The 14885-nt window shown below is 42.6% G+C and carries 12 protein-coding genes; 7 read left to right on the forward strand and 5 right to left on the reverse strand.

The features are described from left to right. Nucleotides 1-27: 27 nt before the first annotated feature. The 3 genes from VLA57_RS11820 to VLA57_RS11830 form a co-directional block, all read right to left on the reverse strand. On the reverse strand, nt 28-453 hold the full coding sequence (locus VLA57_RS11820; protein ID WP_020444390.1) for a hypothetical protein: 426 nt from the start codon (nt 451-453) through the stop codon (nt 28-30). 135 nt (nt 454-588) lie between these two features. Beyond that, nucleotides 589-2163 (reverse strand): apolipoprotein N-acyltransferase, encoded by a 1575-nt coding sequence (gene lnt, locus VLA57_RS11825; RefSeq protein ID WP_020444391.1) that lies wholly within the window; start codon nt 2161-2163, stop codon nt 589-591. A 308-nt stretch (nt 2164-2471) separates the two neighbouring features. Further along, a complete protein-coding gene (locus VLA57_RS11830) occupies nt 2472-3371 on the reverse strand; it encodes an HlyC/CorC family transporter (protein ID WP_011514586.1) in 900 nt (299 codons plus the stop codon). A 276-nt stretch (nt 3372-3647) separates the two neighbouring features. Between VLA57_RS11830 and VLA57_RS11835 the strand changes: the two genes are divergently transcribed. Beyond that, a complete protein-coding gene (locus tag VLA57_RS11835) occupies nt 3648-4991 on the forward strand; it encodes an Lnb N-terminal periplasmic domain-containing protein (RefSeq protein WP_133104894.1) in 1344 nt (447 codons plus the stop codon). Between the two features lie 52 nt (nt 4992-5043). On the opposite strand, the gene VLA57_RS11840 is transcribed toward VLA57_RS11835, so the two are convergent. Beyond that, complete coding sequence (locus VLA57_RS11840) at nt 5044-5607, reverse strand: YcgN family cysteine cluster protein (protein WP_133104895.1); 564 nt, start codon at nt 5605-5607, stop codon at nt 5044-5046. A 160-nt stretch (nt 5608-5767) separates the two neighbouring features. Between VLA57_RS11840 and VLA57_RS11845 the strand changes: the two genes are divergently transcribed. The 6 genes from VLA57_RS11845 (at nt 5768) to mutY (ending at nt 13786) form a co-directional block, all read left to right on the forward strand. Next, complete coding sequence (locus VLA57_RS11845; protein ID WP_133104896.1) at nt 5768-6505, forward strand: dienelactone hydrolase family protein; 738 nt, start codon at nt 5768-5770, stop codon at nt 6503-6505. 152 nt (nt 6506-6657) lie between these two features. After that, complete coding sequence (locus VLA57_RS11850) at nt 6658-7002, forward strand: hypothetical protein (protein WP_333955014.1); 345 nt, start codon at nt 6658-6660, stop codon at nt 7000-7002. A 3-nt stretch (nt 7003-7005) separates the two neighbouring features. Continuing rightward, on the forward strand, nt 7006-9762 hold the full coding sequence (locus VLA57_RS11855) for a DUF2339 domain-containing protein (RefSeq protein WP_333955016.1): 2757 nt from the start codon (nt 7006-7008) through the stop codon (nt 9760-9762). A gap of 156 nt (nt 9763-9918) precedes the next feature. Next, complete coding sequence (gene ylqF, locus VLA57_RS11860) at nt 9919-10875, forward strand: ribosome biogenesis GTPase YlqF (RefSeq protein WP_133104898.1); 957 nt, start codon at nt 9919-9921, stop codon at nt 10873-10875. 130 nt (nt 10876-11005) lie between these two features. After that, a complete protein-coding gene (locus VLA57_RS11865) occupies nt 11006-12397 on the forward strand; it encodes a KAP family P-loop NTPase fold protein (RefSeq protein WP_133104899.1) in 1392 nt (463 codons plus the stop codon). Nucleotides 12398-12502: 105 nt separating this feature from the next. Then, entirely contained in the window at nt 12503-13786 is a 1284-nt protein-coding gene (gene mutY, locus VLA57_RS11870) for an A/G-specific adenine glycosylase (RefSeq protein WP_333955018.1), read from the forward strand. Between the two features lie 111 nt (nt 13787-13897). Here mutY and VLA57_RS11875 read toward each other — a convergent pair whose 3' ends face one another. Beyond that, the gene (locus VLA57_RS11875) at nt 13898-14800 is read right to left on the reverse strand and encodes an acyl-CoA thioesterase (RefSeq protein WP_020444398.1); all 903 of its coding nucleotides are present in this window, start codon (nt 14798-14800) and stop codon (nt 13898-13900) included. Nucleotides 14801-14885 lie beyond the last annotated feature (85 nt).

Below are 14885 nucleotides of genomic sequence, written 5' to 3' on the forward strand. Positions count from 1 at the left end.
TTATACTAACACTCTAAAACAGCAAAATTACTGTGCAGCAGGCGCTTTTTCAGTAGTTTCCGCTGCTACTCCATCAGCAGGTTCTGCTGTTAAATCAGCATCGGCAACTGCCGCTTGACTTACTGTACCTTCAGCAGTAGCTGTACCTGCTTCTGCGCTAACAACGGCACTATCAGCGTCAGTTGCTGGAGTCACTGTCGCATCCGCGGGAGTAGCAGTCGCCGCTGCGGTATTATCTGCTGCTGGTGCAGTAGCAGTTGCTGCCTCTTCGGTTGCGGTTGCAGGTGCTTCTGCTTCAACTGCTGGCATAGTTTCAGCAGTGATATGCTCTCCCGCTGGGCGCAAAAAACCAGAAATACCGATCAATAAGACGATACCTAAAAATAAGGCGACACCGCCTAAAGTCAACAATAGCTCTTTTTTAGGGTTGTTTTCGACAATATGTTCTGACATACCTTATCCACCTTGCACAAAATATTTAAAATATTGGGCTATTATATCGCAATTTATGTCGATTTGTTAAAACCCTCACTAATTAAAGGTTTTATTATCGAAAAACATGATAGCCACCATATATTTACAGTGTAATTACTCAATCGTACGTGTTTGAGGCGTCGATCGTTTGCCAAGATAGCTCAATAACAATAGCAGCGCAATCACGATTAAAATAGGATAATTACCAAAGCGCATAAAAGGGGTATTACCGACACGCGCCTGAACATCGCCACGTAATACGGTACGCTCAAACTGCGGCGCACGTTTAACAATACGCCCTTTGTGGTCAATAATGGCGGTCACACCCGTATTGGTCGCACGCATAAACCAGCGTCCGTTCTCTAACGCGCGCATCTGTACCATTTGTAGATGTTGCAGCGGACCCGCTGAAGTGCCAAACCATGCATCGTTTGAGATGGTCAATAAAAAGTCAGTATCGATAGCGTTTTTGCGCGTGGTATCAGGATAAGCGACTTCATAACATACTGCTGCGCCCAGATTATGCCCACGTACACGCAGCGGTGATTGGCTATCACTACCGCGGCTATAGCTCATGATATCTTGGCTACCGGCAAGATTTGGCAAGATATCTAGCATACCCTCAAATGGAATATATTCGCCAAAAGGGACCAAACGCTGCTTTTTATACATCCCTTCCGCGTCACTACCAAGCGCAATCACACTATTATAAAACGGCGGGTACTTATCTATTTTTGGATCAAAGTCTGCTTGATCTCGATAAGGAATACCTGTGACCCATGTGGTATCGGTTTCTTTTGCCATCTTTACCATTTCATTGATAAAACCAACCGCTTCATCTTGAAACATAGGAATAGAAGATTCTGGCCATACGACAATATCACGTTCCCATTCTGTACTGGTCAAAGTTGCATATATTTTTAGCGTCTCTACTTGGTATTCAGTCAGCCACTTTAAGTCTTGGGGGATATTGCCCTGAATTAACGACACCGACAAATCAGGTGTGCCCTTTGGCTTCGTCCATTGTGGATTGATGAGCCATAAAGAAGTACTAATGATTAATAGCGCAAACGTAGCAATCAGATAACCACCGCGACGGCGAAATTGCTCCACGATACTGGCTGCTAATAATACGGCCACAAACGATACAGCAAACACGCCCGCGACTGGTGCTAATGACGACAGCCAATACTGCTCAGTAAACGCATAACCAACAAACAGCCACGGAAAGCCTGTGAACAGCCAAGTCTTCATCCACTCTTGCAATATCCATAGCGCGGCAAATGATAACGGCTGCTTGCCAACCAGCCGATTAAAAGTCAGCGCCAAAAAGCCATGGAATAACCCCATGCCCAGACCCATTAGCGCAATCATAATCAGCGCAAGCCATACTGGCGTATCACCATACACATGAATGGACGTATATAACCAAAACGCCCCCACACACCAAAGCCCTGTGCCATAAGCCTGACCAATAAAAAATGCTCGCTTACCACTCATCTGTGGCAATAATAAAGCGTATAAAATCGCCGGAGAGACCAAAGCCACGGGCCAAAAGCCATAAGGCGCGAGTGCAAATATAAATATTGCGCCTGCCAGCCACGCAATCAATATCGTCAGCACCAGAGGTAAGCCCTTTGGCTTCTCAGGGTTTAGACGTTTTTGCAAATCAACAGTAGACAGACGCATAGCAGTTATCCAAAACTTTATTATTCAGTAATTTCAAATCTTGATGATTCAATCGACGTTTCATATAAAAACAGGCATATTATGCTCAATACAGCCGTCAAAAATCAAACTTGCTCATAATACCAGTCTGTCCAAAATAATGGGTAAATTTGCGTGTTTTATCGATCAATTTATCGACCAAAGAGTGATTACAAATGCTAAAAAACAAAAAAACACGATCGCAATCGTGTTTTTTGTATGCTTATGACCTTTATTAAGCGTATCTTTAATAGCTCTAATCAATAGGCTCAACTTATTCAACAAAGTGTTTAATGGCTGCCAATCAAGATTTGTTGTTCAGGATTAATTTTAGTCAGCTCAAGATTTTGAATAAAACGCCCTTCGACATCAGTGATAGTGATTTGCCAATCGTCTATGACCACGCTCTCACCTTCTAAATCTCCGACATGACCAAGGGTCTGCATGACCAAGCCACCCATGGTATCGACATCAGTATCATCAAAATGACAACCAAGCTCATCATTACAATCTTCAATCACGGTAGAAGCTTGCACACGCCAAGTGTTGGGCTTTTCAGGGTCAGCGACGATATTATTAATGTCACTGTCTTCATCAAAATCATCATGCTCATCGACGATGTCACCGACGATTTCCTCAAGCAAATCCTCCATCGTGACCACACCACCAAAATTGCCAAATTCATCGACGACAATCGCCATATGAACTTGGGTACGCTGTAATGAGCGCAGCAAAGTATCAGAGCGTGCACTTTCACTGATATAGAGTGGCTGACGCACCAAATCTCTTAAGCGCTTGCTACTGATCTTCTCTTCTTCATCGCGCACCATGTGCACCAACAGAGGAATCAAATCTTTTGCCAACAGAATACCAATGACCGCATCGTCATCTTGGCTGTCAAAAACCGGATAGCGCGAATGGGTGGTTTCAAGGATGATGTCCATGACTTCAGCAAGGCTGGCGCTTTCATGTAACCCAACCACCTGCGGGCGCGGCGTCATGATTTCACGCACTTGTGTTGCAGGCAAATCAAGCACACCTTCTAACATATCCACGGTGTCAGGTTCTAGAAATTGGCGCGAGTCTTGCACCAAACGTATCAGTTCATCTCGGGTTTCGGGGGCGGTCGATAGCCAGCGTTTTAAGCCGCGCATCGACCAACTACTCGGGCTTGGAGCATCTTCAGACATGATGGTGTGAGTTAACCTCTTTAATTAATGTAATGGCAATTAGAATCATAAAAATGATAGATGGGGATAAAAAGGCTAAATAAAACAGTCAGCTTATCATTAAGAGGATATTAAAGCACAAATCATCCATCTTAATCAGGTTTACTTTATCGCAAGGCTTGGCGACATTCAACGTCAAATTCACTCAAATTGTATTGTCAGTGTGTTGCAATTTTTGCTATGGTCAAAGCCTGTTTCTTTCTTAATAAAAGCCAACACAAAGGCAAAATAAACCTTATGTCGCTACGTGCCTTTTTTTCTCACCTATTTTCGTCGCACTCAATTGGTCATCGTTCAGACAATGGCTTAGGCAATCATCAGTTAAATAATGACAAGGCAAATAGCACATTGAATAAACCATCGAATCGTAAGCCACTAAAAACTAAGTCGACCAAACCCAAGTGGCGATATTATTTGCTGCAATTTTTTATTGCGCTAACGCTGTTACTGTCAGCGGTTTGGCTATTGCTAGCGATTTGGTATCAATTCGGTGGTCATTCAGTTATCACGTGGTTCACAACCATTACTGTCATTGGGCTGCTGGCAGCACTGCTTGCTATTCGCTTGCGGACAAGCATGGCGGAAAAACTAATGAGCAGGCTCACTGGCACAAGGAAATTGAATAGTAAACGTATTTCTGCAAAGACTGTTGTTAAAAGCCTTATAGCCGCTTATACGACATTTTGGCTCATCGGTCTTGGCTGGTTTTTCTCTATTGAAGCAGAGCAATCACGTGACTGGATGCCAGAAGTCTCTGAAAGAGTCACTTATAGGCGCGATCCTAGCAATCCTGATCTGATTACACTCACCAATGTACGAAATTTTGATTGGCATACCGACACAGAAGCGACAGAGCGCTGGGAGACACGCACGATTGATATTTCTAAACTATCGGGTATCGATGTGAGTAATTCGTATTGGATGGGACCACTGATTGCTCATACTTTGGTGAGCTTTCGGTTTGAAGATGAGCGACCGCTTGCCTTTTCATTTGAGATTCGTAAAGAAAATGGCGAATCGTTTTCGGCATTGGCAGGATTTTTTAGACGTTTTGAATTGAGCCTGATTGCCGCTGAAGAGCGTGATATTATATACACACGTACTAACGCGCGCGGCGAGCAAGTCTATTTATTCCCCATTAGCCATCTACAGCAGCATGAAGTCAAAGCATTGTTTGAGTCATATTTGACAGCCGCTGATGAGCTCAATGCCAAGCCTGCGTGGTACAACACTTTAACCAGCAACTGTACCAATATTATCTTTTACATGGCGCGTCTGGTCAGTGATGATCGTCTGCCATGGGACTACAGAATTTGGGTCTCTGGTTGGTTACCCAATTATCTTTATGATGCTGGTATGCTAGATACCAATCCCGAAAATAGAGGACAACCTTGGTCGATGGATACGTGGTATGAGCGCACCCATATCAATCCGAAGGTTAAAGGATTTCAGAATAGCAGCGATATTCATGGCAGCGAATTTTCACGACAAATTCGACAAAGCATTCCTATTCCGCCATTGGCTGACTCACAAACTATTGCCGAAGCAAATGCTAAATCCGCCGCTCAGGCTTCACATTGATATTACTGCTACAAGAGATTAAAGATTTCAACAATAAAAAGGTCAGAGCTTATTAAGGCGTTACCCAATTCACCACGCGCGTTTCCATCTCTTCATCATCCATACCGATCTCAGTCACGCAGCGCCCTGCTACGCCGACATTGGCAGCGCGCATTTGTTGCTGAGTTGCCACTGCATCTTGAGTCAATAATAAATGCCAATTTGGCAAGCTTTGCCCTTTATATAAGCGTTTATAGGCACAGTGCGACGGTAGCCACATCATATTTGGCAGATTTTCAATGGTCAGCTGAATGCAATCTGGCACATGCTCTTGGCGTGTCGCATAATGCCTGCAATAGCCAGTCGCACAGTCCATTAGCTGGCAGGTTACATCAGTATATTCCACCAAATCTTCATCAACATTACCCTGCTCGTCCTCATCAATATATTTAATCAAGCAGCAACTGCCGCAACCATCACACAAGGCTTCCCATTCGCTAGGGTTTAATTCTGCTAGCGTATAGCGTGACCAAAACTGCGGGCGCAGTGATTCAGTCGAGCCACCTTCAAATAATAAAGGCGTGTCCGTAGAAGCTCTTAAGTGGGATTTATCGTTATTTAACAAATTTAGGGTCATAAAACTGCCGTATCATTTTGACAAAGAGCGTTACAGTATTATAGCTGTTTTTGACTAAGTTGGGCGTTATGGTAGTAAAGGTCAGCAAATAGATCACTCAAAAAATACAGATATCTGATACTTATAATGTAAATTTCATTACCTAAAAAAGGACAACACTATGTCAATCAAGACGTTTGAATTAATCAGTACCACTGAAAATGGTATTCAATTGATTAGCTATGTCGCATTACCAGAAAATGCGACAGATGATAATCCTGTCGCTGGCATTTTGGTCGCGCCCGAATGGTGGGGCGTAGTCGAGCATCCAAAGAATGTCACTGAACGCTTAGCAAAAGCAGGCTACGCCGCGGTCGCTATGGACGTATACGGTGAAGGTAAACTGACTTCTGATGCTGCACAAGCAAATATGTGGATGGAGCAAGTATTAGCCGATCAAGATATGCTAATGGCACGCTGCCGGTTGATTCTCAATGACTTTAGTGATCAGCTAGCCGTTGATAGCGATAAGTTAGGCGCAATTGGCTATTGCTTTGGTGGCAAAATCGTCCTCGATATGGCACGAGAAGGTATGCCCTTAAAAGCAGTGGCTACTTTCCACGGTAACCCATCAGCCAAGCAGCCTGCTAATGAAAAGTTCACTGCTAAAGTATTGGTCGCTCATGGTCGCGATGATTCGATGGTATCCATGGATGCGATAGAAGGTCTCAAATCAGAGCTAGATGGGGCAAACGTTGATTACACCATTGATGTCTATGATGGTGCTAAGCATGGCTTTACCAATCCAAATGCGGACGAGCGCGCTTCCAAAAATGATGTCGATCTTGGTTACAACGAGACGGCGGCTAAACAGAGCTGGGACAATATGCTAGAGTTTATGAAAGATAATTTGGCATAATAGCTTTTTATACTACTTTGACATTCAATAAGCTTATTTAAGCCTTTTAAATGTCTTTGAATAAGCTCATTTGTGGCGTGTTGGGCGCGTCACTCTTGTGCTTATAATCAAATAGCGTCATTATCACTCAATGACAGACAGATTGAGTGGGAATGATGCTATATTTTTTGATGGGTTCTTTAGGCTGGCTAGTTGTAATTACTTTAATAGTAATTATGATTGCCCTTTATATTAGGCTGCATCAGCAATTGGCACAACTGCGTCAAGACATGGCGCAGCTAAAGAGCGAGCTTGAGCAGCAAAAGAATAGTACCACTAGTATAGAAGATACTGCTGTAAAAAGTATCTTTGACATCGAATTACCTAGTGATGATGCATTGTCATCAACAGAAAAATCAATGCCGCCCCCGTTACCACTTAGTGCTTTATCCTCTAATCCTCTATCCAATAATTTTGTATCAACATCTGCAAAACAATCATCAGTTTCCAATAGTTAGCCTTTGACCGATAAATCTGCTAATGCGCCGATAGAACCTGACGAGCGCTCATTTCCTATGGTTACCTCACTTCTTTATTCGATTCAAAACTGGTTTTTGGGTGGCAACCTAGTAGTGCGTGTTGGAGTATTGGTTTTACTGATCGGCGTAGTTCTACTGCTGCGCTTACTAAGTGACTTAATCCAAGTGCCTATTAGCGTCAAGCTAACAGTCATTATTATCCTAGGATTAGGGCTGGCAGGATTAGGCTTGAAGCTAGCGGCAAAACGCTTTGCGTATGGTATTAGCTTGCAAGGTACTGGCTTAGCCATCGCTTATCTGACCACATTTTTTGCCTATAGGGTCTATCAGGTGATTGGTAGTCTGCCAAGCTTTATAGCGCTTGGCATATTATCAGCAGTCACGGTCGCTTTAGCGGTACGCCAAAACGCTTTTCCTTTAGCATTATTAGCATTATCCGGTGGATTTTTTGCACCGATTTTGACCAGTCAAGATACTGGCAGCTTAACGATACTCTTTAGCTATTACTTGTTATTAAATATTACCATTGCCATTATTGCCCATTATCGCCCATGGAAGGTGCTCAATTTATTTGGCGCGAGCGTCACATTTGGCTTGGCATATTATTGGGGGCTGACTGAAACCTTAACAGCCATGATTGATAATCAGCGCTGGGCATTGGTCTTACTCGTCGCGCTACATGTACTGCTGTATTTATTCGTTGTAATTCGCTATGCACAGCACATCATTGCTTATAACGATAACATCTCTTATAACGATAGTGATGCCGCTACCGTTACGGCTACTAATACTGATACTGACCAAACTGCTGATATTAAGAGTCAGCATGCCAGCTACGTGTTTCCTATTGATATTGGGCTGCTGTTCTCTGTACCGCTAATGGCATTTGGTTTATTTTCAGCGTTACTGTACGATATCAATCACGCTTTAACCCTAACTAGCGCAGTTTTAGCAGTTGTGTACTTAGGGCTTGGCTGGACGTTTATTCAGCGCAGTCAGCGTTATGCATTGATTACGGAAGGGATGCTGGCATTAGGCTTTGGCTTTTTGGCATTAGTGATTCCACTGGCATTAAATGCAGAATGGATTGCCTTCGGCTGGTCGGTTCAAGGATTAGCATTGGTATGGTTTGGCAGGCGTTCTCTTCGTGCATGGTCAGTATTATTGGGTTTAGTATTGCAGCTAATTAGCATTGGCATGTTATCAAATACCTTTGTCATTACCCTTGATTACTATCCAACGCTTGCATTAACCATTTCTGCCATCAGTGCAATTGCCAGCGTCTTTATCTTACGTGCCAGTAATTCGCCTATTTCATTACCTATGACAGTGGCGCAAGGCTCAACGCCATCTGTCCACGATTCTAAAAATCAGCTTAATGTCAATAATACGCTGTCCGAATACGGCAAAGCGTTAGGTATTAGCGAGACAGCAACTCAGCAATGGTTTGAAAGTATCAACAACCAAAGTATCGCGTTCAAAATCATTTGGCAACGTCCTTCTTTGATACGGCTGTTAACGCTCACTGCGGTGGGTTGGCTGCTGTATGTGTTAATCCTCGATTTTGAACAATGGCTTGCCAACTGGCAATTGGCAACATCGACGCTTATTGCCTTAGCAAGTATCGTTAGCATGATTATTTATCATTTTATCAATCAATATCGTTCATGGCGAGAAATCAGACAATTTAGCCATGGTTTGCTGCTGTTATTTTATGCGATGCTGATATTACAACTGCCACAAAAGTATGAATTTGACTATCAATGGACAGCCTTTTATTGGCCGATATTTACAACGTTGTTCATCGGCTGGCTGGTGCTTGGTCAATTATGGCTAAAGACGTGGCATAACAATGCTAATAACGACGACAATAACGGTGCAGAATTAAAAGGTTACGATAGCGCAAGCTGGCTTGGTACTGGCATTATAGTTTTGGCAGAAGCAGTACATTATGGATTGCCCGATTCAAAAGGCGTGATGACCATCCTTGTGCCGGTTGTGCTTATGCTAGCTGGGCTCTGGTTGACGTACCGTCAGCAAAATAATAATCTGACGAAAAATTCATCTTCACCGCCCCCTATGTATTGGTTTGACTGGCAACGTGCACTGTTAGGTTGCGCCAAAATATTCGTGCCATTAACATTGTGCTGGGTCATTTTTACCAATTTCACCTATGATGGCGTGATCTGGGGACTGCCCTATTTGCCCCTGCTTAACTTGTATGATGTAACGTTGTGGCTGGTGTTGTTTTACGGATTGGGCGTTTATTTATTGCGTCAACGTGGCGCGCACTCGCAAAATCTATTTAGCGCCATTCGTAAGAGTGACACGTTGTTGATCGTACTAGCGCTGATTAGCTTTTGGATACTCTCCAGTATGCTGGTCAGAACGCTGCACGCTTTTATTAATACCCCGCTGTGGATAGCGGAATTATATGATCATAATGGCAGCGCATGGGATAGTGAACAAGTGCAAACGGGTCTGACGATTTTATGGACGCTACTTGCATTGGTCGCCACCATTATCGCCAGTCGTTACCTCCAACGTGCACTATGGTTTATGGGCATTGGCTTATTGGGTATTGTGGTCTTAAAATTGGTCTTAGTTGATTTGTCACAGACTGAGGCGATTTGGCGGGTGATTTCTTTCCTCGGTGCGGGTAGCTTGATTTTATTGATTGGTTATTTGGCACCGTTGCCGCCGGCGCGTGATGAAACAGCAGAACAGGTCGAATCATAGTTTCTCATTAGAGCAAATTGAAATTATAGCGCAAGCACTGTTAGCATTATTACTTTTTAGCATCCGTACGTGGCTTATGTAGTAAACTGAACACCATGAAAAGTAAATGACGATCGTCTTACTTTGAGCATTTTTTATAAAAGGTTATGAAAGCAGATGGATAAGAGAGTAAGTATTCAGTGGTTCCCTGGGCATATGAACAAAGCCCGCAATGAAATCAAAGAAATTATGCCGCAGATGGATGTGGTTATCGAAGTGATTGATGCGCGTATTCCTTATAGCAGCGAAAACCCGATGGTCGCTGCATTACGCGGTGAAAAACCAGTTATCAAAATCTTAAATAAAGCTGATCTTGCTGATCCTGAGCTGACCCAAGCATGGATGGACTATCTTGAGCAGCAAAATGGTGTTAAAGCCATTGCTTGCGATACTGATAAAGCCAATGATGTCAAACGTATCATCGCCATCTGTAAACAACTCGTTCCTAATAAAGTCGGTACGGGTCGCCAAATCAAAGCCATGATTATGGGTATTCCAAACGTCGGTAAATCGACTTTGATCAACACTTTGGCTGGGCGCGCCGTGGCTAGAACAGGTGATGAGCCGGCAGTTACCAAGTCGCAGCAATTGATTAAACTTGACGACGATATCATGCTCTATGACACGCCCGGTATGCTGTGGCCAAAAGTCGAAAACGAAAACTCTGGCTATCGCTTGGCTGCAACAGGCGGCATTCGTGATACGGCGTTTGATTTTGCGGATGTTGCCGGTTATACCGCTGAGTATTTATTAACCGCCTATCCTGAGCTGCTAAAAACTCGCTATAAAATTGAAGAACTGCCTAAGACCGATTGGGAGTTCTTTGAAATAGCTGGTCGCAATCGTGGCTGCGTGCGCGCGGGTAATAAAGTCGATACCTACCGGATGTCTGAAATCCTAGTGAATGAGCTGCGTAGCGGTAAGATTGGGCGTATCACTTTGGAGACGCCTGCTATGACTGAGGCTGAAGAAGTCGTCGTCGCTGAGCAACGCATCGCGTCAGAAGAAAAAAGAATCGCTAAAGAAGAAGAGAAACGCTTGCGTCGATTGAAAACACGGAAGAATCGGAAGTAGGGTTTACCTAAAGGCTTATTACTCAAAAAGCTATTGTATATATAAAAGCCCTTATGGGCTTTTTTTATGTCTGTATTATCTGTATAACATAAGTATCGTATATCAAAATTATAAATATAGAGAATGCTTAATGACAGATTACAGCGTAATGAAAGATTTTACTTTTGGTAGTAGAGATGAATTCACACGTGAGCCTATCGCTGAAAAAATCATTAAGCTATTAGATTCTGCAATTGATGTTTCCCCAATGATTATTGATGGTAAATGGGGTACAGGCAAAACCGAGTTTTGTTTTAAATTGAAAAACTTAATAGAAGCAGATAATACGAATGATTACAAAATAGGCTATGTAAATGCCTTTCAAGCCGATCATGCTAATGAGCCGTTACTGACTTTAATTGCAGCGGTAGCAGGTTTATACGAACCTAAAGATAGAGTGAAATTTATTAAGAAGGCTATTCCATATCTACGCCTTGTAACAGGTATTGGCTTAAAATCAGGACTAAGTCTTATACTAGGGAAATACGGGTCAGAATTATCTGATGAATACTCAGAAGGTATGGAAGATATAAACGAAGGTTCGAAATCATTTATAGATCAATCTCTTGAGTCAATGATTAAAGACCAAATAGAAGCTGAAAAGAACCTACATACTTTGCAGACTACCCTTGTTGAGATTACAGAAAAAAATCCCGTCATTTTACTTATTGACGAGCTAGACCGCTGCCGACCAGATTTTGCAGTAGCAATGCTAGAGACAATAAAGCATGTGTTTGATATTGAAAATGTACAAATTGTCCTTGTTACTAATGTTGAGCAGCTCAAAGCTACTATCAAACATAGCTATGGTAGCGAGACCGACTCACACAGCTATCTATATAAATTTTTTAAGTATCAAATCAACCTACCCACGACCAGTAAAGGTGCGGAGAATCGAACTGTTGACAACAACGTCACGTACTTTAGAAAAGTAGTACAAGAAAGCAAGGTAATTCCGCAAAGCTTTAAAGATAATGAACTTATCTATGAGATTCCAACCTTTCTTGATGTTGGTACGCTGTCTCTACGAAATATTGAGCAAATCGTCCGCTGTATAGAGACTCTAGTAGTATTTGAAAATATTGAGCGGAGTAAATCATTGACTATTGAACAGATTTTGATGGTCTTTCTATCATTTGTTTATATGATGGATAAAGATTTACTAAATCAAATCGTAACAAGACATATAAATCCGACTAAATTTTCAAATTTTATCAGAGGCACTAGGTTAGATATGAGGCAACCGTATTATAGGTCTGACATCCTTAATGATTTGTCCGTCAAAAATCTTTTCTTGATTGCATTTGATAAGTATTTTGTAAATTCTTTTCTAGACCTACCAAGTAGTACTATTGATCAACAAGCAGTCAAGGCACATATTCAGATTAGTTTAGCAAAATATGATTATGTCAGCGATATGCATAACGATGAATATATTAAGCAGATAATCAACAACCTCTTACTTTTCGACATAGTTAAGTAGTTATTTTTATTATGTTATTCAATAGTATTACTTCAAAGTTGGGTCGAAGCAAATACGCATATCAGGTATAATTGTTTACCTTCAAAAAACTAAATAATAGAGCCTATGACTCAGCTAATTGCCAATTCAGACATCACATTATCAGATAACACAGCCAGCCACTCTACAACCTCTCTAAACTCCTTCGCACCCCGCCTTCTCGACTGGTTTAGTGAAAACGGTCGCCATGACCTGCCTTGGCAGCAGCACCAAACCGACACACCAAATCCTTATATCGTTTGGTTATCTGAAGTCATGCTGCAACAGACGCAAGTAACGACAGTGCTACCCTACTTTGCCCGTTTTATGGACTCCTTTCCGACCGTGCAAGATTTAGCAGCAGCAGAATGGGACACCATCGCGGAGCATTGGGCGGGGCTAGGTTACTATGCTCGTGCACGTAATGTGCATAAAGGCGCGAAGCAATTGGTCGCTGTGATTGATGAATCTGGCGACTTTCCGCAAACCTTGGCAGGTTGGGAAGCGATATCAGGTGTTGGTCCTTCGACCGCTGGGGCGATTATGTCAATGGGCTTGCATCGTTATGGCGTCATTTGTGATGGTAACGTTAAACGGGTACTGACACGCTGGGCAGCAATTGATGGTGACATCACTAAGTCCTCGACGACTAAAGAACTGTGGGCATTGGCAGAGCGTCTAACGCCTAGAGAACAATCAGGATTGTTTGCGCAAGCGATGATGGATATGGGTGCAACTTTATGCACGCGTAGTAAGCCTGCTTGTCTACTATGTCCACTACAAGACGACTGTTTGTCACATGCGCAAGGTCGTGAGACGGACTATCCAGTCAAGGCTAAGAAACAGCCTAAACCGAGTAAATTTAGTAATGCACTGCTTATTGAAAACGAAAATGGCGAAATACTTTGGTTACAGCGCCCTGATAATGGCATTTGGGGCGGACTGTGGAGTTTGCCGCTAGCATTTATAGAAAAAATTAGTGGAAAAGCTGCTGTGAAAGATGCTGACAAGAATAAAAATAAGAAACCAATTGCAGCGAATGATAATCAGCTTTTAGAAGTAGCTAGTAATGAAAAAATATACGAGTCAGAATTTACTACTGCTGAGCAAATTATTAATGAGTGGTTAGATAAGAATCAATTGGTCACAAAATCAATCAGCAACACATTACTCGATGACGCACCGATTAAACATTCATTAACCCATTTTCATTGGTATTTAACCCCGCAATCAGTAACTTTAAACAATAAACAGGTGACTGAGATAACCAAGGCATTACAAGCAGCTGAAATTAATATTAATTGGTTAAACGCTGATGATGCGCAAGCAACGCTAGGATTACCAAGAGCGATGGTAAAGATTTTAGAATAATAAATGATCCATTTATTTAAGCTAACTCCATAAAAGAGCAATTCATGAGCCACAAAAAAAGCGACTCAGAAGAATCCTGAGTCGCTTTTTTATTTATAGCAATATAAAAACTTAAGATTTCGGCACTCGCAGACGCATTAAGCCTTCTTGTTGTACGGTCGCGACCAACTTCCCATCTTGCCAAAACTGACCATGATTGAGCCCCATCGCATTGGATGTCGTATCACTCCACATGTCATATAGCAGCCAATCATTTAGGTCAAAGTGACGATGAAAATGCATCGAATGGTCGATACTAGCAGCTTGCAAGCCACTGGTCATAAAGCTAATACCATGTGACATCAGCCCCGTGCCAACCAAATAAAAATCAGAGGAAAATGCCAGTAATGCTTGCTGAATCGCGACGGGTTGATTGCCAAGCTCGCGGATACGCAGCCAGTTCGCTTGCTTAGGTTTCATTGGTTCCGGATGGATCGGGTCACGCGGTTTCACTGGTTTAATCTCGATATGACGACGGCGCATAAAACGAGATTTTAATGCCTCTGGAACTTTACCAACATAGTCTTCTTTTAGATCCTGCTCCGCAAGTAAGTCTTCAGGCGGCGGATAAACAGGCATATCTTCTTGATACTCTAAGCCCTCTTCCATCGGTGAAAAAGAGGCAATCATTGAAAATATCACTTGCTCAACCGGCGGCTTACCACGTACTTGCTTATACTGAATCGCCGTTACTTCGCGCGCGGACAAACTACGCCCATCACGTAAGCGGCGCACTTGATAAATCACCGGCTGGTTAATATCACCGCCGCGCAAAAAATACCCATGCAATGAGTGACAAGGCTTGTCTTCATCAAGCGTATGCGCTGCTGCCATGATCGCTTGTGCGAGCACTTGCCCACCAAAGATACGGGCACCAACATAGTCATGGCTTTTACCTTCAAATACATCAGGGCTGACTTCGATGAGCGCGACGGTAGCCAATAGCTCATCTATTAGTTGTGAATAATCAGACATGACGATTACTTTCCTTATTTTTATCAATAACGCCAAGCATCTAGATATAAGCGCCAAAGAATATCAAGACGATATGGCTTAAGCC

The organism is Psychrobacter sp. S4(2024) (assembly GCF_036861305.1).
GTDB classification, from domain to species: domain Bacteria; phylum Pseudomonadota; class Gammaproteobacteria; order Pseudomonadales; family Moraxellaceae; genus Psychrobacter; species Psychrobacter cryohalolentis.